The following is an 18691-nucleotide window of genomic DNA, read 5'->3' as shown; positions in this document are numbered from 1 at the left end:
AATATTGGCTTGATGTGAAAATAAAATCGTATAACTTATATATTATGATAAAGAGAGTATAGAAAAACTCCTGTGGTTGGTATCCATGGAAAGGTTGACCCTAGAGCAGTATAGGGAAATGGTTAGCGAGATAATTGAGTTTAAGAATCTGTACGGGTCTCTACCGAAATATGCTCTTGTCGATGGGAAGAAAATCCATAAAGAACACTACATCGACATGATTGAGCGTGTAAACAAGTTTGTTCTTGAGATGGGAAGGAATCCACGCACAGTTGATATCAGATCCTGAGATCCTCCGGACGGTTGAAGTTCCTGAAGCTTTGAAGTGTCGGATCCAGTCTGATTGCGGCTATGCGGCAGGAGTTAATGGATTCAATCAGAGTCCCCACTCTCCTTTTATTTTTGGATAGAAGCGCCTCCACAGTCCCCCTCACCCTGGCAGAGTACACAGCATGGAGGGGTTCCGGTCCATCATCCCCCCATGGTACTATGGCGTCACAGGAATCCCCAAGCCTCCGGAAGCACTCCTTCATATTCACCAGGAACTCGTCCGTAACAAGGGGCGCGTCACAGGGGAGGAAAAGCGCAGCATCCCCTGATATATTCCCCAGTGCAGTGTATATTCCTCCAAGGGGTCCTGCACCAGGCAGCTCATCCGTCAGGATCCTCACACGGTCATCGAGGATGCCCCTGTAGGTCCCGGCCTGGTCAGTGTCACGCAGAACCACAAGGACATCACTGAAATGTCCAAGTAATTTTGCTGTTATGATCTCTATGAAGGGCCGGTCATCCATGAGAAGAAGTCCCTTATCTGAGCCCATCCGCCTTCCCCTGCCACCGCAGAGGACAGCAACAGAGTCAAGTTCACTCATTTCCATAAAAAAATAATTATTTGAGGGTCGGGTAGTTTGGACTCTCATTGGTTATGAGGAGGTCGTGGGGGTGGCTCTCCTTGATACCCGCTTGAAGTTATCCGGACCAGCTTCGCCCTTTCCTTCATCTCACTTAGGTTAGCGGCACCGCAGTAGCCCATGGATGCTCTCAGACCGCCTATGAGCTGGAAGAGAACTTCACTTACCGTGCCCCTGTACGGGACAACACCCTCCACTCCCTCAGGCACCACCTTGGTGTGCTTCATGTGCCCGCGGGGTTCCTGGAAGTAACGATCCGTGCCTGCACCTATACCCCCTGTCATTGCACCGAGGGACCCCATTCCACGGTACTGTTTGTATTTACGTCCGTTCATAACCACAACATCACCGGGGGCCTCATAGGTACCTGCAAGGAGATTACCCAGCATCACACAGTCGGCGCCCACTGCTATTGCCTTTGCAATGTCCCCTGAGTACCTTATACCTCCATCGGCGATGACAGGCACTCCATATTCTGCGGCCACGTCAGCCACCTCTGCTATGGCTGTGAGCTGGGGGACACCGACACCTGCTATGATCCTTGTTGTGCACATTGAACCGGGCCCTATTCCCACCTTTAGACCGTCCACGTCCTGTGCAATGAGGTCCTCTGCAGCCTCCCTGGTTGCTATGTTGCCGACTATGAGGTCAGCCTCTATCTCCTTCTTCATTGCCCCGGCACTCTTCACAAGGTTCATGTTGTGTCCATGGGCACTGTCGATTGCCAGCACATCTGCGCCAGCCTCATCCAGTGCCCTGGCCCTTTCAAGATCAAAGGGGCCTGTGGCGGCTGCGACCCTGAGGTAACCTTCACTGTCCCTGGACGCGTTGGGGTACCTCTTGCGCTCCAGTATATCCTTCATTGTGAGCATGCCGACGATCCTTCCATCCTTCACAACAGGGAGCCTTTCGACCTTGTTCTCGTAGGCTATGTCAAGGGCCTCGTTGGGGGTTATGGATTCGTCCACGGTGACAACGTCCCTTGTCATGACCTGGTCAACCTTCTTGTCCGCATCTGAGTTGAAGATGGGTTCAATGTCCCTGCGGCTTATTATACCTATGAGCACACCGTCCTCAACAACCGGCAGACCACTTATCTCCTCCTGGTCCATGATTTCATGGGCCTCCCTGAGGGTTGAATCAGGTGATATTGTTATAACGTCCCTTATTGTGATGTCTCCGGATCTTTTAACCTTCTTCACCTGTTCGACCTGGTCCCTGATGCTCATGTTCCTGTGGATAACCCCCATTCCACCCTCCTGTGCCATTGCAATGGCCATATCATACTCTGTTACCGTGTCCATGGCGGAGCTGATTACGGGTATCTTGAGCTCTATATTCCTTGATACCCTGCCAGCGGTCTCCACATCCCTGGGTTCCACATATGATGCCTGGGGAAGAAGAAGAAAATCATCAAATGTGTAACCTGTTTCTGCTTCAGTTAATTTTTTCCTGTACATTCAAATCCCTCAGCTAATTTAGAAGCTGTCCAGGAGTTCCTTGAGTTCCCTCACAGCGTCCCTGTGGATTCTGCCTGTGTTGCGGTCTCCGCCAACACATGCAGCCCCCCTTATGCCTACAACGTCGCAGCCAATCTCATGGAGGGGTTTCAGGTGTTCCCTGCCAACTGATCCTGCGAGGGCTGACTTCAGTCCATGATCACGGGCAGCTGATACAAAGGATTCCAGTTTTTCCATGTCCATGAAGTCAAAGAGTGTTTTACCGTCCTTAACGGCGGTGTCAAGCATTGCAAGGTCTGCACCGGAATCAGCCGCAACGCGGGGTATCTCCATGGGTTCAACAGCGCCAACACGGTGAGCGTCAGCGTAGCCGGCTGCAACCACGATGGCGTCTGACTGGTCCTTAACAGCCCTCACAACGTTCTTCATGACGTCAACTGCCTCATCATAGTTTCTGGTCCCGTATAGACCCACCTTTATGTAGTCAGCTCCTGACACCAGCGCCCCCATGGCTGCAAGGGATACTGTGCCCGGCTTGTAGGGCACATCACCCAGTGTCGCGCTTACAAGCATGTCCTCCGGTGTCATCTCCCTGACCCTGCGGATCACCCACGGGAAATTTGCTCCCAGGGATCCCTCTGCAGGGTTCTTAACATCGACTATGTCTGCACCGCCTTCTATGGCTTCTAGTGCCTCCTCAGTGTTAATTGGACTTATCAATAGAAGCAATCTATAACCTCCTGGTAAAAATCATGGAATGAATATCCCAAGAAACATGATATGATAATTTTTTTAATTTATCTAGCACAGCACCTTTTTATACCTTTCTTTTCAGAGGGGTGAACCCCTCCTGAGTATCCGCGCCGCTATCCTCATGTGGCTTGGGTGCCTTATACCCGCGGCAACGCAGTTCCGCCGGAGCCTATCCATCATCTCAGCAGCGGGGGGTCGAACCGGGCATTTCTCGGTGCAGAGACCACACAGGGTGCACATGTAGAGGCCTGATTCAGCTGCAGCTTCCCTGCCATCAATGAAGCTGCTCATAACAACACCACGGCCCCCCAGGTATCCACGGTAACCGAACCTGTTCCCGACTGTGTTGTAGACGGGACAGCTGACTATGCAGCTGCCGCACCCTATGCAGAGGAGGGCCTCCGGGTATGCTTCGGACCTCCCGTTGTCAACTGCAACTGCTATGACCCTTGATGCACCGTACATCCCGGTTAGGAGCATCTTCTCTATATCCGCGGTCTTTGAGGGTCCTGAGATCACGTTGATGTAGGATGGCACCCTGGTACCTGTGGCATAGGCGGTCTCCAGTTTAACCACCGATACAGCATCCTCGATCTGAGGGACCAGTTTATCCACACCAAAGACCATGATGTGTGTGTCCATGAGTGAGAGCCTGGCCACGTTTCCCTCGTTATGGACTATAACAGCTGATCCATCAGAGGCTGCCACAGAATTGGCACCGGTTATCCCTGCACTGCATTCAGCTATGGACTGCAGTATATCGGATCTCACCGCCTCCATTATCTCATGGGGATCATCCCTGATGTCAGCTTCGAGTTTATCCCTTACTATGGCCGCTATTTCAGATACACCCAGGTGGAGAGCCGGTCCAACAGGGTGCGCAGGTTTTCCTATACCTGCAAGCTGGAGTATACGGTCCCCCAGGTCCGTCTCAATTACCTCCACCCCCCTCCTCCTGAGGTAATCTGCGAGCCCTATCTCGGAGAGGGTGTTGGACTTTGACTTTGCAATGGTGTCACCTTCGAGGCTCTCATATATTATCCTGCAGGCATCATCAGCGTCAGCTGCAAGATGGAACTCGACGCCGTTTTCCGTGAAGCGTTCAGATGCCCCTGCTATGAGTTCGTTGAGGTTCTCAATGGATGATTCACGTATCGTCCTGACCCTGTCTGCCAGTTCAGCCACCTCTGGCCTATCCAGAAGTTCAAGGCGTCTTTCATTGATTTCGCTGAAGAAATCCTCATACTGGCGGATTTCACTGTCATTCAACGTTTCTCCTCCTGATAAGTTCCGATAGGAGCATCTGTAATGTCCATGACCCTCATGGATCTTGCTCCGAGGTTGAGGCTGCAGAATGGACAGGAGGTGCACAGGATGTCTGCCCCGGTCCTTGCAGCCTCTTGTATCCGTGAAGATGCCACAGCAGACGATACATCAGGTTGGGCTGAACGCAGCCCCCTCCGGCACCGCAGCATCTGGAGTCCCTGCCATGATGTTCCATTTCCCTGAAATCTGTTAATTCCATCAGAATAGCCCTGGATGTGTCCCTTTCATCGCTGTGGCGTGAGAGGTGACAGGGGTCATGGTAGGTCACCTTCAGGTCTGTTTTCTCAAATTCAATCCTACCCTCTGCCATCAGTTCCTCTATGAGCTGAGATATGTGCTTAACGGCTATATTATAACCTCTCTCCCTGTAATCCCTGCTGAGAGTCCTGTAGCAGCCAGCACATGATACAACAACCTCCTCCCCATCAAGCATGCTTCCTGTCCTGCTTATCTGAATCTCTGCCTCTTCAAGGAACCCTGTCCTCAGAAGGACCGAACCACAGCATGACTCTTCATCAAGGACTCTGTATTCCAGTCCTGCGGCTCTGAGTATCTTCTCTGTGGCCCTGGATATCCCGTGCAGTCTCTCCCTTGCAAGACATCCTCTGAAGTAGATAACCATAATATCAGTTATGTTCCCTGACTATTAATAGTTGTCAGCAGCCCTGAGAAAAAGAACCACGAATACACCCATGGGGGGAATCATTCATCCCTGCCTGTGACCTCCGTCAGCACTCTCTCCAGCTTTCTACCTATGGAATCTGCACTGTAGTCCCTGAAAACATCTGCAGCCTCAGAGCTTAACCTTTCATGGAGCTCTCCGCTGGAGAGCAAAAGTTCAAGCTTCTCTGCAAGGTCACGCCAGTTTCCGGGTTCAAAGAAAAGTCCTCCCTTCTCCTGGCTTGACTCCATTACAGGGGGTATCCTGGCAGCCACGAAGGGTGTCCCGCAGCCCATGGCCTCCACAACAACTATTCCAAAGCCTTCAACCACGCTTGGAAGGCAGAAGACCCAGGACTCTGCTATAACCTCCAGTACATCTGCGTGTTTCTCAACGAAGCCCATGAACTCAACGTTATCCTCAACAGCAAGTTCACGTGCAAGACCCCTTAAACGCTCCTCAAGGGGACCTGTGCCGATTATCCGGCACCTTATATCAGGGAACTTCTCCCTTATCACCGAAACCGCCCTTATGAGGTCCTGGATCCTCTTGTATTCAACAAGGCGTGATACACATGCAATTGATGGTGTGCTGGTTTTCCGGACAGGAGGTGTCCTGAAGTCGACCATGTTATGAACAACAGAGACCTGCTGCCAGGGATACCTCTCAAGGATCTTGCCTGCTGTGTACTCAGATACCGCCACTATCCTGTCGAATCTCCGTGAGAGTGTGTACCTCTCAAGCAGCTCACCGAGGATGCCTGAAACCCCTATGTTCCTCACCCACTCCCCGATCCAGACGTCATGGTAGCGGGCCAGTGCCGCAGCATTCCTTTTTCCTGCGATCATCCAGGCAACGGGGTGTGTTATGAAGTTGTAGCCAATCACCGCGTCAGGGTCAAGTTTTAATCCCTCACGGTATGCTGATAACATGAAGGAGAGTCTCCCTGTGATTGAACCCGCCTGGACATAGGACCTCACAGGGCCACAGCAGATAACCTCCATGTTCCCGCATCTGTAGTTCTCAGGGTTTTCAGGGGTCCTTGATGTCAGTACCGTGACCTCATGTTTCTCTGACAGTTTAAGGGCCTCGTTGAAGGCACAGGCCTCTGCACCGCCCCGGATGTTCAGCTCCTCGCCTCCAGGGAAGTACTCCGTAACGATGCATATCCTCATATGAACCCCCTGTTTCCTCAATCATCATGTTCCCTGAGGGCGATTTCATGGACAAGCTCGGTTATGTCCTGCTGGATCCTGTCGACCATGAGGTATATCCTGAAAAGGAGGTAATAGGCTCCGAGTATGCCTATTATGAGTAGAAAGTCAAGTCCCCTGCCGATGCCAAGAAGGTTGGCGATCCTGGTTGAGAACGGGGGGTTAAGTGAGAAGAGTATGACCGAAACCCAGAGTATCAGCCAGAGAAGAAGACCCCCCGGCGACGTCCTTGACTCCCTGAACCTCGCAAAGGATACAATTATACCTGCAATTCCAATAACAGTTCCAATAACCTGATATATCATAAACTCACCAACACTGGATCTCACAGCTGATCTCCTGTTTAAACCTTCTAAGCATGTTCAGGATCAGCCTCAGAAGTATCCTTATACCCACTGAGGTGCTGGTCCCTTGGATATTGTCTCGGGAGTGTATATCGTCTTTATTGTAACCTCCCTCATCCTGAGACCATTTCTGTGTATCTCACCTATTATCTCGGATGAAACACCGTAACCTCTGCTCTTTATATCAATGACTGATGCTGCCCTGGCTGTGAATGCCCTCAGACCAGACTGGGAATCTGAAACCCTGCAACCATAGAACAGGAGGGTCAGCAGGTTCATTAGGGTGTTCCCGAGGCTCCTTGAAAGGGGCATCTCAGAGAAGTCCCGGCTACCTATCACCACATCGGCCTCCCCCTTCAGGAGGGGCTCGATGACCCCCTCAATATCATCAGGGTCATGCTGCCCATCCGCATCAAAGGTGACGATGCAGGAGGCCCCCTCATCCACAGCCGCCCTCAGACCAGTCCTCAGGGCCGTTCCGAGACCCCTGTTTATGACGTGGGTGTAAACAGATAATCCATCCCTTTCAGATGCTATTCCTGCAAGTATCTCAGGGGTTGAATCCCTTGAGCCGTCATCAACGGCTATGACCCTGTAGCCCCTATCAAGGAGGGATTCTATGACACCCGCCACGGTCTTCTCCTCATTGTATACAGGTACAACAACCGCAACGTCCTCTTGCCTGTGTTCAGCCATGAATTCCACTCAGATAGTTCTGGATTCAGCCATGGATCCTTGCTGCAAGGAGGGCGACCCTCCTTCCAAGGTTCCTTGCTGTTTCGATACCTGTCATGTCATCGGCTGATTCGCCCTTTGCACCGCCGACACCGGTTCCTCCGTAGTGTGCAGTGGGTGAGGCGTTGCCCACAACAGCTGCCTCATGTATAAGGAAGAAGCTGTGAATGTCCCTGCAGGCTGTTTCCTGGCCACCGTTTCGTGACCCCCCCACGGTCACAGCACCGCCGACCCTGTTTGCCAGCCTGAATTCACTACGGAGAGGCCTTGTCCTGTCCATGAACATCTTGGTCTGGGCTGTCACGGAACCAAAGTAGACCGGACTCCCTATTATTATTCCATGGGCGGATGCTGCCAGTTCAACCACCCTGTTGAGGTCATCTTCGATGGCGCATTCACCTGTCTTCTTGCATGAGTCACACGCCCTGCATGGATTTATATCAAGACCTGCGAGTCTCACGAGTTCAGTCTCTGCACCGGCCTCCTCAGCGGCATCAAGAGCCTCCCTGAGGAGTATCTCGGTGTTACCATTCTTTCTTGGACTTCCACAGATTCCAATAACCTTAACCATGAAATCAACCTCCTTCTGTTTCATTAAAGTGGCCCGGCATCGGGTTTGCCCTCACGCAGACCCATACCGGCCTCACGTGTAAGCCTGTCTGGTTTAAATAGCATCATGATGAGGTTCTGGGCATGTTCCCTTGCCCTGTTATCTGCAAGGACCTTGAGTTCTTCAGGGTCATCCTCCTCATCCTCATGTACAAATACCTCAAGTATGTGGGTGTTCGTCATGAGCTGGGCCTGTATGAGACCCGTGGATGCCTCGTGGGCGCATACTTTATCCTTCTCCTCTGGACCTGGCATCCCGAGGGCCATGACCATCTCACAGCCCTCCTCCTCTATGAGTTTCTTGCAGGCCACCGGAAGGTCCTTTATCCCGGGGACGGTCCTCCTTATGATCTTTATACCTGCAGTGTGCTTCTTCAGCTCATCGATTGCAGCTCCGCCCATATCATACCTTGCAAAGGTTGTATCGCAGATCCCGACCTTTATCATGAAATCACCTATCTGAGCTGGTTACGGAGTTTCCTCCGGGCCTCCCCTATTGTCAGGGGGTAGGGCTCCTCAAAGGGAAGGTCATCCTCCTTCTGGAGTATCTCAACGAGGTGGGCTATCCTTGGAAGCCTCAGGTTGGCACCACGGATAGTATCGATATCAGAGAAGACCTCGGAAGGCGCCCCTGTACTTATTATCTCTCCATCACTTATTATGTATATCCTGTCGGAGTAGAGGGGGGCGAGGTCAACGTCATGTGTTGATATGATTATGGTCATTCCCTCCTCGTTGAGGTTGTGGAGGAGCCTGAGGATCTGTGAGGCACCCCTGGGGTCAAGGCCAGAGGTTGGCTCATCCAGAACCATTATATCCGGCTTCATTGCAATTATACCTGCTATTGCAACCCTCTTCTTTTCACCGCCACTGAAGTGGTGGGGTGGTTTGCTCTCGTATCCCAGCATCCCCACCTTCTGGAGGGCGTCCCGTACCCTCTCCTCAACCTCATCCTCAGAAAGACCCATGTTGAGGGGTCCGAAGGCCACGTCCTCATCCACCCTCGGTGCGAATAGCTGGTCATCAGGGTTCTGGAAAACTATTCCAACCTTCTGACGCGCTTTAATCAGCCCTGATTTGCTGTAGTCGAGTTCCTCCCCATCTATCATTATCTTCCCGCTGGTGGGCTGAAGTATCCCGTTGAAGTGGAGGAACAGCGTGGATTTACCAGCCCCGTTTGGTCCCAGGAGGGCCACGACCTCCCCCCTCTCTGCATGGAAGTTGATCCCCCTGAGGGCCTCTGTGCCATCAGGGTATGTGTATCTGATATCTACTGCCTCGATAATCCTCATGTTCACACCGTGATCCCTTAAACGTTATGATAATAATGTGTATTCTATATTTAAGTCTGCTTAATCCTATCGGATCGATGAAACAGATCATGAATGGATAAATTCATAGCCCACCATCTGGAGGTATCAGAAATCAAAAAACCGATGTGAGGATATCAGCAGATCTCAGAGGATCATAACCAGACCCCTGACGTGAAAAGAAGACCTGTCACAAGGAGACCGTCAAAGAGGATGATCATGGCCATGCCCCTGAACCCCATGGACTGCTTCCTCAGTGATGGCATGGATCCTGTGTAGCACCGTGACTCCATGGAACGGTAGACGGTCTCGCCCCTGAGCCATGATCTTATAAATAGGTTGCCTGCAAGGAGGCCCAGGGACCTGTAGGAGTTTCTGAGGCCGCTGTATCCGAGCCTTGTATCCTGGGCATGGTACATGACCGAGGCCTCCTCAATGAAGACAAAGATTGACCTGTACATGAGGAGGGCTATCTCGGTTAGGGCTGGCGGCACTCCGAGCCTTCCAAGTTCATGGAATATCTCATTCACCGGCGTTGTGAGGGCAAGGAATGCCAGGCAGGAGAATCCTCCCATGATCCTTGAGAACACAAGCAGGCCTGTCTGAAGACCATCACTGTACACCCTGAGCCCCATTATGGTTGCTGCAGGGTTCACACCGAAGAAGAGGGTCATGAGGACAAGGGTTAAAAGCCCGAAACCTGCAGGGACCGCTGCAAACCTCAGGTAGTATGATGCAGGTATATCCGCCACGAAGAGGATGGTGAGGGTCATTAAAACCGCCACGATGGCAGGGATTAGCGGTGTGGGTGATATCACTGATATTATCATTGTAATTATGCAGAGGGACATCTTGAAGCCCGTGCTGCTTTCCCTCAGGCTGTTGTTATGTGCATAGTAGTCAACTGAGATGTTCATTATCCTCACCTGATGCCATCGTACCTCAAAGGATTATTCTGATGATTCACCCCTGCCCCTGTAGTAGCCGAAGACGTAGCCTATTATGAGGGCTCCTATTGCTGCCTGCAGGCGAAAAGGAGGCTCTCTATCTCACCGCTTGGAGGCTCCCATAGTGGCTGGAACCATGGTTTGTAGCCGGTCTCAGTTATCGCATCACCTGCACTGTCATCAGCACCACCAAAATAGCCATCATCCTCTCCATGGCCACTGTAGATTATCAGGGGTGCCACGCTGATTATTATAACAGCAAGGAGCATTAAAATATGTCTTTTATCCATTTTTCAGGCCTCCGTAGCCTTTTTACTGATTATCTGAAGCTTTTCCATTATGTCAGGTTTGAGTTTGAGTATGTTCTCAAATATCACCACCGTCAGGAGGCCCTCTGCCACTGCAAGGGGTAGCTGGGTGTAGGCGAATATGATCATGAACTTCATCAGGGCCTCTGAAAATCCGGGAATCGGGAACGCCAGGGCCAGCTGCACCGAGGTTGTCACGTAGGTCATCAGGTCCCCGAGGAAGGCTGCAAGGAAAACTGAAACTGATGTGGAAAGTGAGGACCTGGTGAGCCTGTAGATTCCCCAGGCACAGAAGGGTCCCACTATACCCATTGAGAAAACGTTGGCTCCAAGGGTTGTGAGTCCTCCATGGGCCAGAAGTATCGCCTGGAAGATCAGAACAATCAGTGCCATCACCGAGGTAACTGCCGGTCCGAAGAGTACAGCGCCAAGACCATTACCCGTGGGGTGTGAGCAGCTGCCGGTTACAGATGGCAGTTTAAGGGATGAGAGAACGAACATGAATGCACCGCTAACTGCAAGGAGTGGTTTTGCCTCGGGTTTCTCATCTGCAATCCTTATTATCCTGATGAGGCCATAGACTATGACCGGGGCTGAGAGCAGATACCAGAGGAGGCACCACTGCCAGGGGAGAAATCCTTCCATGATATGCAATTTATCACCTTCTTGAATCCTTCTAAAGTAAACTTTAAAATTGAGGTATATAATGTTTTCTATAAATTCTGATCTAAATTAAAGTTTCCTTGATGGTTGCGGGGGCCTCTGAAAGGATAATATATGTAAGATATGTAAGGACATAAAGTTCAGTAGAGTCGATTTCAATGTTTGAGATCCCGGAGAGTTGATGTTATGGACGTTATGAACAGACTTATACTTGCAATGGACCTCATGAACCGGGATGATGCCCTCAGGGTCACCGGAGAGGTCAGGGAATACATAGACACGGTCAAGATAGGGTACCCCCTTGTACTCTCAGAGGGTATGGATATCATTGCTGAGTTCAGAAAGAGATTTGGCTGCAGAATCATAGCCGACTTCAAGGTTGCAGATATACCCGAGACCAATGAAAAGATATGCCGGGCCACCTTCAAGGCGGGGGCTGATGCCATAATAGTCCACGGATTCCGGGGAGCAGACAGTGTCAGGGCCTGCCTCAATGTCGCAGAGGAAATGGGACGTGAGGTCTTCCTCCTGACAGAGATGTCACACCCAGGGGCAGAGATGTTCATACAGGGCGCTGCAGATGAAATAGCCAGAATGGGGGTCGATCTTGGTGTCAAAAATTATGTTGGCCCATCCACAAGACCTGAAAGGCTTTCAAGGCTGAGGGAAATCATAGGTCAGGATTCATTTCTCATATCCCCCGGTGTGGGAGCCCAGGGAGGAGACCCAGGGGAGACCCTCAGGTTCGCAGATGCCATAATAGTTGGAAGATCCATCTACCTTGCAGATAACCCTGCAGCTGCAGCAGCAGGGATAATAGAATCCATTAAAGACCTTCTGAATCCCTGAAACCCTGTTTCCTCTGAATGAATATCCATTCAGCCCATTAATGCCCTATTCTGCCTCCAACCTCATAGGCAGCCTCAAAAAGCAGGAACAGCAGGACGGTCAGGGGTCCGAAGCCCGTCATAAAGCCCGCGAATGACAGGACGGCGAGGAGAACTACCACCATCTTAAGTGAGAACCTGTAATCAAAGAAAATCCTTAAAATCCTGCTTCTTCTATAGACCACAGGGTTGTCGTTCCCGTACTCATCTATGTAGGCCCCCATGGTGCACAGTAACGTGGCGGGAATGCTTATAACAGGTAATCCCCCGGAGAGGATGATCAGGATGAATACGAGGGCTGCGACAGCATGGCTCAGGCAGTCAACCTTCAGTGAGAGGATTGTGCCGGCGAATATGCCAATGAATATGCATGCTGCTGCAGGATCACTAACCGATAGAAAACCTGCTGATACCCCGCAGAGGGCACCTGCCACCATACCGGTGCGGGGCCTCCCCCACTCATCCTCACACTCATCGGCAATCTTCATGAGAAAACCTGAAACAGGGTATAGAAACTCAATCATACAGACCCTCAGTAATGATAATCCCGTCTAATCTCCAACCTCGCCCTAAAGCTCAGATAATGCCCCCGCCAGTATGACCGGGAAGAGTGCTGTTGCATCACCCACCACAGTTACAAGGTTTGAACCTGCCTGGGCCTTCGCCCATGACTTTGCCTCCTCCAGGGGTGCCCCGCTGAGGCTCCCGGTCTCACTACGGTCCATGGTTATCTGGACCGCGGCATCCACCCCTCCCCTGAGGAGGGTTGATGCGAGGGTGTAGTGTTTGGGGAGTCCTCCTCCAAGTATTATGGCGCCTATGCGCTCATGGCTGAAAACAAGGTCCGAGAGACTGTGCATATCCTTCACAGCATCCAGGCAGATCCTGTTATCCTGGGTGTACATCCATAGCTGGAGGCCCAGCATGCTGTCAATGAGTCCAGGGGCGTATATGGGGACTCCGCGAAGATGTGCTGTTCTTATTATTGACATATCATCATCCAGATGGCCTCCTATCTCATGTATGAGTTCCTGGATGGATATGTGGGGTTTTGCTGAGAATATGGATGAAAATATTTCCTGGTTCTCTGATTCAAATACCTCAAAGTCCTCTGACCTTGTATAGACATCACCAATACGGCCTATACCCTCCTGGTGCAGTTTCTCATCGTCAAAGCCATAGTCCCTGTAATGGGCGCCCCCGAAGGCCTCCAGGAGGTCATGGGTAAGGTTTGCGCCACTTGTTATCAGGGCGCTTATGGTTCCATCATCTATGAGGTCCCTTATTATCCTCCTCATGCCGCCTGGAACCAGGGGCCCGGCCACGCTCATGAAGATGGCCATTTCCAGGTCATCAATCATCCCACGCAGGAGCTTCGTTGCCCTGTGGACCCTGCCAGCTCCCAGGACCCCTGAACGTCCCATCTCCTCTATGAGCTCTGCCACACCCATACCCTGGGTTATATTCATGTGATTCACATTCAAAATTAACACTTCCCTGGATTGATAACTGTAAAGATTTAATTAAATAACAGATCTCGAGTGCATGCCTTAGCCGGTATGTACTGGATCCTGTTAAGCTGGTGCAATTATATATCCTTGTCCAGGACTCCTAAAATCTTTTCGTGGAGGGGTGATATGAAAGCTGGTGCAATTAATATCCCTCAGGTGTTTGATGTTAAAAATAAAGAGTTCATTCAAGTCCGGCGATGCTGTCAAGAATGTCTGTCCTGGTTATTATGCCTGTGGGCCTCCCCTCACTGTCTGTGACTATCAGCCGGCCAATATTGTGTTTATTCATAACCTCAATGGCATCGGCTATCATCGTATCCTGTTTAACCGTTATTATATTCTTTGACATGATATCTGAAACCTGCATGAACTCTGTGCCTGCGGCTATGGATGCCGTTATATCACTGAGCGTCACTATACCCTTAACCTCATCGTCCTCCACTATGGGGGCGCCCTCGATTCCAAGGGATGATAGGCGGGCTGCAGCCTCCTTCACAGTTATATCAGGTGCGAGTGTTACAAGATCACGGGTTGCGACCTCAGCAACGGTCTTCTTGGGTATGCTTCTTATAGCGGTTGTATCGAGGAGGATGATGTTATCCATATCGTCTCTTCCGACAACCACACCATCAACCACAAGCTTGTTAACAGGGGTTGGACCTATCCGCACCCTGTCACCGAGGTCAAGTTTCCTTATACTTCCAACAAGTTTTATGGCGGCTTCGCACTCACCGGGATCAGGTATGCTGGTGAATTCAATTTTAGCCACTGATAGGTCCTCAATCTGCTCCCCGTCCCTGTAAATCGGTACAGCGGTCTCCCTGCCTGTTGAGGATATGTTCAGCTGGTGGTAGGCCTTTATTGTTGGCTTGTAGCCCCCCCGGGGTCCAGGCACCCCCTTAACAAGACCCAGACTTCTGAGGGACTGCATCTGGTTCCTTATTGTGCCGGGGTTCCGGTTCATTATGGCGGCTATCTCCTCCCCCTTGATTGACTTGCCATTTGAGTTCCGGTAAAGGTTAATGAGTGTCTGAAGTATCTCCTTCTGAACAGAGGTAAGCATCTTAACACCTGCAGATCCATTATGCAAATCTATTATGAATAATAATTATAATTATTTTTAATTAATATGTCTTTTTATTCAAAGCAAGATATAAATGTTATCCACATAGCATCTCTTAATACCCATCCACTTTCCTGTCCCTCCGGAAGTATATGCAGTGTGACGGGTTACCCGGACCCCTGGGGTGTCTGCAGTACACCTTAACCTCCTTCAAATCCTCAACCACCACCTCACACCGGTAGACACATAATGGACATTCCCCTGTTGCAGATATTATTCTGAAACCTTCCGCCGACTTCATCAAGATCTCCTGTGAAAATGATAAATCTCTTATCTTGGTTTCATCTTAAATACTATTTGGAGGGGGCTTGATGCGAACTGTAATGGACAGGAATGCAGTTGTAGGGAGGTTTACAGAGATCTTGATGAGATGGGCCTTGTGTCAGATGAGGAGCTCTGCCTGCAGGATATAAACTACCACCTGGATTACCTTGAGGAGGCAATCCTCAACTCCAGTCCGGAGCTCTTCAGTGACTATGTGCTATGGGCAGATGTTCTCCTTAAGAATCTGGGTCTGCCTGAAGAATGTCTCAGAGGTTCTATTAAAAGTATAGAAAGGGCCATTATGAAATTAGCCGATGATGAAGTTGCTGATAAGGCATCAGAGTACATTTCAGGCGCACTCAAAATCCTTGAAACTTCACATCCATCATCAAGCCACCTGGGGGACCAACCCCTCCGTGAACTTGCAGAGGAGTACCTCAGACTAGTTCTGAATACAGAGGCCCGGGAAGCCCGGGAACTCATAGTATCATCCCTGGAATCCGGTATCCGGGTGGAGGATATATACCTCCAGGTCTTCGAGCCTGTTCAGCACGAGATAGGGAGGCTGTGGCAGACCAACCAGATATCGGTGGCCCATGAACACTATGCAACATCTGTCACCCAGAGCATAATGTCAGAGCTCTACCCCTACATCTACAGCGCCTCAGAGAGGCGAAACCTCAAGCTGGTGGCGGCATGCGTTAACAATGAGCTCCATGAGATAGGGATAAGGATGGTGAGTGACTTCTTTGAGATGAATGGCTGGGAATCAATTTACCTTGGAGCGAACACTCCCCCGGAGGACTTCAGTGGCATAGTTTCTGACCTCAAACCGGATCTTGTGGCCCTGTCAGCCACCATGACCTTCAACGTCAGTCATGTAAGGCATATCATAGAGCTCCTGGATGAACTGGAGGACCGACCACCGGTTATGGTCGGAGGGTACCCCTTCAACGTTGACATAAAACTCTGGAAGAAGGTTGGTGCGGACCTCCATGCTGCAGATGCATCCGGTGCTGTGAAGGTCGCAGAAGAATTCCTTGACATTTAAAGAGGTGAACCAATGGTAACACCTTGTAGGAGGGTCCCTCTTGACCCAATAAATGAGGTCCAGTACAACCTCCTTACTGGAGTGAACAATCATGGCCGATGAAATTGAAGGCGTGTTCCTGATCCTGAAAAGGGATGGAACCATAGAGAAGATAACAGGCTACGGTGCTGACATTCCCCATGGGATGGGCTCCTTTGCCGGTCTCATGGACCATGGCAGCCAGGAGAAGGCTTCAAACTTTCTTGATAAGATCCGGAAAAATGGGGCTGCATATAACTGGGAGATGAACCTGCGTAATCTTAAAACCTACCACTTCTCAGGATTCCTCGATTCTGACAGGATTTACGTTGTGGGTTCACCATCAAGGGAGGATATGATAAAGATCTATCACCTTGCAGAACAATACATACCCCCAGCACCCGAAATAGAGATCCCTGAGCATGCTGAAGTCGAAAAAGAACTCTTCAATGAACTCACACGGCTAAACAATGAGCTATCCGCAGCCCAGAGAGAACTTCTGAAGAAGAACCTTGAACTCCAGCGCGCCCTTGAGGAGAAGGAGATGCTGCTGCGGGAGATAAACCACAGGGTCAAGAACAACCTCATGATAATCTCAAGCATCCTGAACATCCAGTCAAGGTACGTGAAGGACCGGGACGACCTGATGCTATTCAGGGAGGCCCAGTCAAAGGCCAGAGCAATGGCCATGCTTCATGAGAGGCTATACACCTCCGGCAAAGAGAGGAGGGTTGATTTTGGAGAGTATCTCAGGGGCCTTGTGAGGGACCTTTACCATTCATTCATCCAGGACTCCGGGCGTATAGGCCTTGAAACAGATATAGATGACGCTGAACTGGACATAAACACCGTTGTGCCGCTGGCACTCATAGTGAATGAGGTGTTCACCAACGCCATCAAACATGGATTCCCTGAGGGAAGAGGGGGGATTATAAGGGTTTCATTTAAAAGGAGTGATGATGGCTATCTTCTTGAGATATTTGACAATGGTGTGGGCCTTCCAGAAGATTTTGACCCCATGAGTACTTCAACAATGGGGATGCAGCTTATCAGAAGTCTCTCAGAGCAGATGAACGGGGATCTGAAAATCGAATCTCATGGTGGAACTAGGGTCTCCATTGAATTCAGAGACTGGAACCATTAAGCGGTCCGTTCACCTGAAGTGCTGGTCCATTATATCTCCAGGACTCTCTGGCTGTGGAAATAGACCACCTCCCAGAATTGAACCACTGATCCATTTATATGTCCTGAACCCCAATCATGGATGAGGAATGCCTATGGTCGGAAGTGTTTATATCCTTGCTGTGAGGGCCTTCATTGAAGACGATGATGGAAGGGTCCTCCTGATCAAGAGAGCCTCTGATTCAAAGACCAACGCCTCCAGGTGGGAGCTTCCCGGTGGAAAGATCGGTACAGGCGAATCACTGGAAGAAGCCCTTAAAAGGGAAGTTAAGGAAGAAACAAACCTTGAAATTATCCCTGAAGAGGTTATGGGTGTTGTTGAACAGAAATTTCCGGTGATCAACGCGGCCCATATCATAATCAGGTGCAGGGCAGAGGGCAGTGTGAAACTCAGCCATGAACATGAGGGCTTTGCCTGGGTTGAGCCCTCAGACCTCAGAAGATACAGACTTGCAGACTGGCTCTCAGACTTTGTCATGAAACTGAAGATAGAGGAGGATAAGGAGGATTCTCCCTTAGGGGGAATACTCAGATTCATGAGGGGAGTGTACCTTTAACCCTCAATCAATTGAAATCTTTTTGACCTCTATTTTGCAGCTTCCCCCCTCACAGTATTCAAAGACATATCCACATCTGCTGCATTTTATTGCCCCCACAATCTCCTGGTCCTCAGGGATGCCTGCCTCCCTGAGTTTATCCCTGTTCTGGGGATTTCTCACTGTTGAAACGTCCTTATCGACCTCTCCACATTCCGGGCATGGCTTTTTCAGATCCTCAACCTTCATACGATCACTCGTTCGTAGTCTATGAAACTATTATGGACCTCCCAACATATAAAGGTCACGGTCCATATAGATGGTAAGGTGAGTAAAATGGATGTCCTCGAAGCAATCAAAACAAGGCGGAGCATAAGAAAGTACCAGGACAGAGAGGTGCCAGAAGAGCTCATAGATAAGATACTCGATGCAGCCATGTGTGGCCCCTCAGCCGTCGACGAGAGACCATGGCATTTCATAGTTGTGAGGAACAGGGAGATGCTTGAGAAGATACCTGAGGTCCACCCCTACGGGGCAATGGTGAAGGACGCCCCCGTAGCAATCATAGTATGCTGCGATAGCAGCCTGGAAAAGATCCCTGGATTCTGGGTGCAGGACTGCTCCATCGCATCACAGAACATACTCCTTGCAGCCCACTCCCTTGGTCTAGGTGCTGTATGGACAGGGGTTTACCCCCTCGAAGATCGTGTTGAGGGTATAAGGAGGCTCTTCAGTATCCCGGAACACGTGATCCCCTTCTCAGTGATACCTCTGGGCTACCCTGCTGAAAACCCCGGCACAAGGGACCTCTTTGACCCGGACAGGATACACCTGGAAAAATGGTAGGCTCCGGAAGGGATTTAGGACTCAATCAACCA

Annotated in this window: 23 protein-coding genes and 3 pseudogenes; 6 read left to right on the top strand and 20 right to left on the bottom strand. The window is 50.5% G+C overall.

Translation table 11 applies throughout. The features are described from left to right. Positions 1-85: 85 nt before the first annotated feature. Positions 86-289 (top strand): pseudomurein-binding repeat-containing protein, encoded by a 204-nt coding sequence (locus MTH_RS00645; protein ID WP_048060751.1) that lies wholly within the window; start codon positions 86-88, stop codon positions 287-289. Here MTH_RS00645 and MTH_RS00640 read toward each other — a convergent pair. From MTH_RS00640 to cbiM, 15 genes and pseudogenes are all read right to left on the bottom strand, one after another. Continuing rightward, positions 279-872: a molybdenum cofactor guanylyltransferase gene (locus MTH_RS00640; RefSeq protein WP_238374218.1), complete on the bottom strand. Its 594-nt coding sequence runs from the start codon at positions 870-872 to the stop codon at positions 279-281. The genes MTH_RS00645 and MTH_RS00640 overlap by 11 nt on opposite strands. A 16-nt stretch (positions 873-888) precedes the next feature. Beyond that, a pseudogene (guaB, locus tag MTH_RS00635) lies at positions 889-2371 on the bottom strand (IMP dehydrogenase). Positions 2372-2389: 18 nt separating this feature from the next. Beyond that, the gene (locus MTH_RS00630) at positions 2390-3100 is read right to left on the bottom strand and encodes a (5-formylfuran-3-yl)methyl phosphate synthase (RefSeq protein ID WP_010875780.1); all 711 of its coding nucleotides are present in this window, start codon (positions 3098-3100) and stop codon (positions 2390-2392) included. Positions 3101-3202: 102 nt separating this feature from the next. Further along, entirely contained in the window at positions 3203-4393 is a 1191-nt protein-coding gene (locus tag MTH_RS00625; protein WP_010875779.1) for an LUD domain-containing protein, read from the bottom strand. Next, positions 4390-4599 (bottom strand): heterodisulfide reductase-related iron-sulfur binding cluster, encoded by a 210-nt coding sequence (locus MTH_RS10245; protein ID WP_394295911.1) that lies wholly within the window; start codon positions 4597-4599, stop codon positions 4390-4392. The genes MTH_RS00625 and MTH_RS10245 overlap by 4 nt, the downstream gene beginning before the upstream one ends. Further along, positions 4596-5072, bottom strand: a pseudogene (locus MTH_RS00620) ((Fe-S)-binding protein); the annotation flags it as partial. The gene MTH_RS10245 and the pseudogene MTH_RS00620, both read right to left, overlap by 4 nt. Before the next feature lie 80 nt (positions 5073-5152). Continuing rightward, positions 5153-6286 (bottom strand): glycosyltransferase family 4 protein, encoded by a 1134-nt coding sequence (locus tag MTH_RS00615; RefSeq protein WP_048060750.1) that lies wholly within the window; start codon positions 6284-6286, stop codon positions 5153-5155. A 17-nt stretch (positions 6287-6303) separates the two neighbouring features. Then, positions 6304-6630, bottom strand: a complete 327-nt coding sequence (locus tag MTH_RS00610; RefSeq protein WP_048061182.1) for a DUF2304 domain-containing protein — start codon at positions 6628-6630, stop codon at positions 6304-6306. An 81-nt stretch (positions 6631-6711) separates the two neighbouring features. Next, positions 6712-7365, bottom strand: a complete 654-nt coding sequence (locus MTH_RS00605; RefSeq protein WP_338101040.1) for a glycosyltransferase family 2 protein — start codon at positions 7363-7365, stop codon at positions 6712-6714. Positions 7366-7390: 25 nt separating this feature from the next. After that, the gene (locus tag MTH_RS00600; protein ID WP_048061181.1) at positions 7391-7975 is read right to left on the bottom strand and encodes a flavodoxin family protein; all 585 of its coding nucleotides are present in this window, start codon (positions 7973-7975) and stop codon (positions 7391-7393) included. Between the two features lie 23 nt (positions 7976-7998). After that, a complete protein-coding gene (gene ribC / locus MTH_RS00595; RefSeq protein WP_048061180.1) occupies positions 7999-8457 on the bottom strand; it encodes a riboflavin synthase in 459 nt (152 codons plus the stop codon). Between the two features lie 11 nt (positions 8458-8468). Continuing rightward, on the bottom strand, positions 8469-9305 hold the full coding sequence (locus MTH_RS00590; RefSeq protein ID WP_048060749.1) for an ATP-binding cassette domain-containing protein: 837 nt from the start codon (positions 9303-9305) through the stop codon (positions 8469-8471). 173 nt (positions 9306-9478) lie between these two features. After that, a complete protein-coding gene (gene cbiQ, locus MTH_RS00585) occupies positions 9479-10240 on the bottom strand; it encodes a cobalt ECF transporter T component CbiQ (RefSeq protein ID WP_048060748.1) in 762 nt (253 codons plus the stop codon). A 33-nt stretch (positions 10241-10273) separates the two neighbouring features. Next, a pseudogene (locus tag MTH_RS00580) lies at positions 10274-10560 on the bottom strand (energy-coupling factor ABC transporter substrate-binding protein). Between the two features lie 3 nt (positions 10561-10563). Continuing rightward, complete coding sequence (gene cbiM, locus MTH_RS00575) at positions 10564-11232, bottom strand: cobalt ECF transporter S component CbiM (protein ID WP_010875769.1); 669 nt, start codon at positions 11230-11232, stop codon at positions 10564-10566. 195 nt (positions 11233-11427) lie between these two features. On the opposite strand from cbiM, the gene pyrF reads away from it, so the two are divergent. Continuing rightward, complete coding sequence (gene pyrF / locus MTH_RS00570; RefSeq protein ID WP_048060747.1) at positions 11428-12090, top strand: orotidine-5'-phosphate decarboxylase; 663 nt, start codon at positions 11428-11430, stop codon at positions 12088-12090. 37 nt (positions 12091-12127) lie between these two features. Here the strand turns inward: pyrF and MTH_RS00565 are convergent, their stop codons facing one another. The 4 genes from MTH_RS00565 to MTH_RS00550 all read right to left on the bottom strand — a co-directional run bounded on the left by MTH_RS00565 (position 12128) and on the right by MTH_RS00550 (position 15003). Next, positions 12128-12652 carry a hypothetical protein gene (locus MTH_RS00565; protein WP_010875767.1) on the bottom strand — a complete coding sequence of 175 codons (525 nt, stop codon included), beginning with the start codon at positions 12650-12652 and terminating at the stop codon, positions 12128-12130. Between the two features lie 45 nt (positions 12653-12697). Next, complete coding sequence (locus MTH_RS00560) at positions 12698-13612, bottom strand: deoxyhypusine synthase (RefSeq protein ID WP_048060746.1); 915 nt, start codon at positions 13610-13612, stop codon at positions 12698-12700. 208 nt (positions 13613-13820) lie between these two features. Continuing rightward, entirely contained in the window at positions 13821-14702 is an 882-nt protein-coding gene (locus MTH_RS00555) for a CBS domain-containing protein (protein WP_048060745.1), read from the bottom strand. A 115-nt stretch (positions 14703-14817) separates the two neighbouring features. Then, positions 14818-15003 carry a hypothetical protein gene (locus MTH_RS00550; protein WP_048060744.1) on the bottom strand — a complete coding sequence of 62 codons (186 nt, stop codon included), beginning with the start codon at positions 15001-15003 and terminating at the stop codon, positions 14818-14820. Between the two features lie 129 nt (positions 15004-15132). On the opposite strand from MTH_RS00550, the gene MTH_RS00545 reads away from it, so the two are divergent. The 3 genes from MTH_RS00545 (at position 15133) to MTH_RS00535 (ending at position 17834) form a co-directional block, all read left to right on the top strand. Beyond that, positions 15133-16077 carry a cobalamin B12-binding domain-containing protein gene (locus MTH_RS00545; RefSeq protein WP_010875763.1) on the top strand — a complete coding sequence of 315 codons (945 nt, stop codon included), beginning with the start codon at positions 15133-15135 and terminating at the stop codon, positions 16075-16077. 91 nt (positions 16078-16168) lie between these two features. Next, positions 16169-17239: a sensor histidine kinase gene (locus tag MTH_RS00540; protein ID WP_010875762.1), complete on the top strand. Its 1071-nt coding sequence runs from the start codon at positions 16169-16171 to the stop codon at positions 17237-17239. A 133-nt stretch (positions 17240-17372) separates the two neighbouring features. Further along, a complete protein-coding gene (locus MTH_RS00535) occupies positions 17373-17834 on the top strand; it encodes an NUDIX hydrolase (RefSeq protein WP_048060743.1) in 462 nt (153 codons plus the stop codon). A 3-nt stretch (positions 17835-17837) separates the two neighbouring features. On the opposite strand, the gene MTH_RS00530 is transcribed toward MTH_RS00535, so the two are convergent. Beyond that, positions 17838-18062 carry a TIGR04165 family Cys-rich peptide gene (locus tag MTH_RS00530; protein ID WP_010875760.1) on the bottom strand — a complete coding sequence of 75 codons (225 nt, stop codon included), beginning with the start codon at positions 18060-18062 and terminating at the stop codon, positions 17838-17840. 87 nt (positions 18063-18149) lie between these two features. Between MTH_RS00530 and MTH_RS00525 the strand changes: the two genes are divergently transcribed. Further along, positions 18150-18659, top strand: a complete 510-nt coding sequence (locus tag MTH_RS00525; protein ID WP_048060742.1) for a nitroreductase family protein — start codon at positions 18150-18152, stop codon at positions 18657-18659. Positions 18660-18691: the final 32 nt, after the last annotated feature.

Origin of the sequence: Methanothermobacter thermautotrophicus str. Delta H, from assembly GCF_000008645.1 — an archaeon.
GTDB classification, from domain to species: domain Archaea; phylum Methanobacteriota; class Methanobacteria; order Methanobacteriales; family Methanothermobacteraceae; genus Methanothermobacter; species Methanothermobacter thermautotrophicus.
This window is presented reverse-complemented; position numbering and strand designations above follow the sequence as displayed.

Bases quoted from the DNA above. Each gene is read 5' to 3' on its own strand.
- MTH_RS00645 (WP_048060751.1), top strand. From the start codon at position 86: ATGGAAAGGTTGACCCTAGAGCAGTATAGGGAAATGGTTAGCGAGATA.
- MTH_RS00640 (WP_238374218.1), bottom strand. From the start codon at position 872: ATGAGTGAACTTGACTCTGTTGCTGTCCTCTGCGGTGGCAGGGGAAGG.
- MTH_RS10245 (WP_394295911.1), bottom strand. From the start codon at position 4,599: ATGCTGCGGTGCCGGAGGGGGCTGCGTTCAGCCCAACCTGATGTATCG.
- MTH_RS00615 (WP_048060750.1), bottom strand. From the start codon at position 6,286: ATGAGGATATGCATCGTTACGGAGTACTTCCCTGGAGGCGAGGAGCTG.
- MTH_RS00610 (WP_048061182.1), bottom strand. From the start codon at position 6,630: ATGATATATCAGGTTATTGGAACTGTTATTGGAATTGCAGGTATAATT.
- MTH_RS00605 (WP_338101040.1), bottom strand. From the start codon at position 7,365: ATGGCTGAACACAGGCAAGAGGACGTTGCGGTTGTTGTACCTGTATAC.
- MTH_RS00600 (WP_048061181.1), bottom strand. From the start codon at position 7,975: ATGGTTAAGGTTATTGGAATCTGTGGAAGTCCAAGAAAGAATGGTAAC.
- MTH_RS00590 (WP_048060749.1), bottom strand. From the start codon at position 9,305: ATGAGGATTATCGAGGCAGTAGATATCAGATACACATACCCTGATGGC.
- cbiQ (WP_048060748.1), bottom strand. From the start codon at position 10,240: ATGAACATCTCAGTTGACTACTATGCACATAACAACAGCCTGAGGGAA.
- pyrF (WP_048060747.1), top strand. From the start codon at position 11,428: ATGGACGTTATGAACAGACTTATACTTGCAATGGACCTCATGAACCGG.
- MTH_RS00565 (WP_010875767.1), bottom strand. From the start codon at position 12,652: ATGATTGAGTTTCTATACCCTGTTTCAGGTTTTCTCATGAAGATTGCC.
- MTH_RS00555 (WP_048060745.1), bottom strand. From the start codon at position 14,702: ATGCTTACCTCTGTTCAGAAGGAGATACTTCAGACACTCATTAACCTT.
- MTH_RS00550 (WP_048060744.1), bottom strand. From the start codon at position 15,003: ATGAAGTCGGCGGAAGGTTTCAGAATAATATCTGCAACAGGGGAATGT.
- MTH_RS00545 (WP_010875763.1), top strand. From the start codon at position 15,133: ATGGGCCTTGTGTCAGATGAGGAGCTCTGCCTGCAGGATATAAACTAC.
- MTH_RS00540 (WP_010875762.1), top strand. From the start codon at position 16,169: ATGGCCGATGAAATTGAAGGCGTGTTCCTGATCCTGAAAAGGGATGGA.
- MTH_RS00535 (WP_048060743.1), top strand. From the start codon at position 17,373: ATGGTCGGAAGTGTTTATATCCTTGCTGTGAGGGCCTTCATTGAAGAC.
- MTH_RS00530 (WP_010875760.1), bottom strand. From the start codon at position 18,062: ATGAAGGTTGAGGATCTGAAAAAGCCATGCCCGGAATGTGGAGAGGTC.
- MTH_RS00525 (WP_048060742.1), top strand. From the start codon at position 18,150: ATGGATGTCCTCGAAGCAATCAAAACAAGGCGGAGCATAAGAAAGTAC.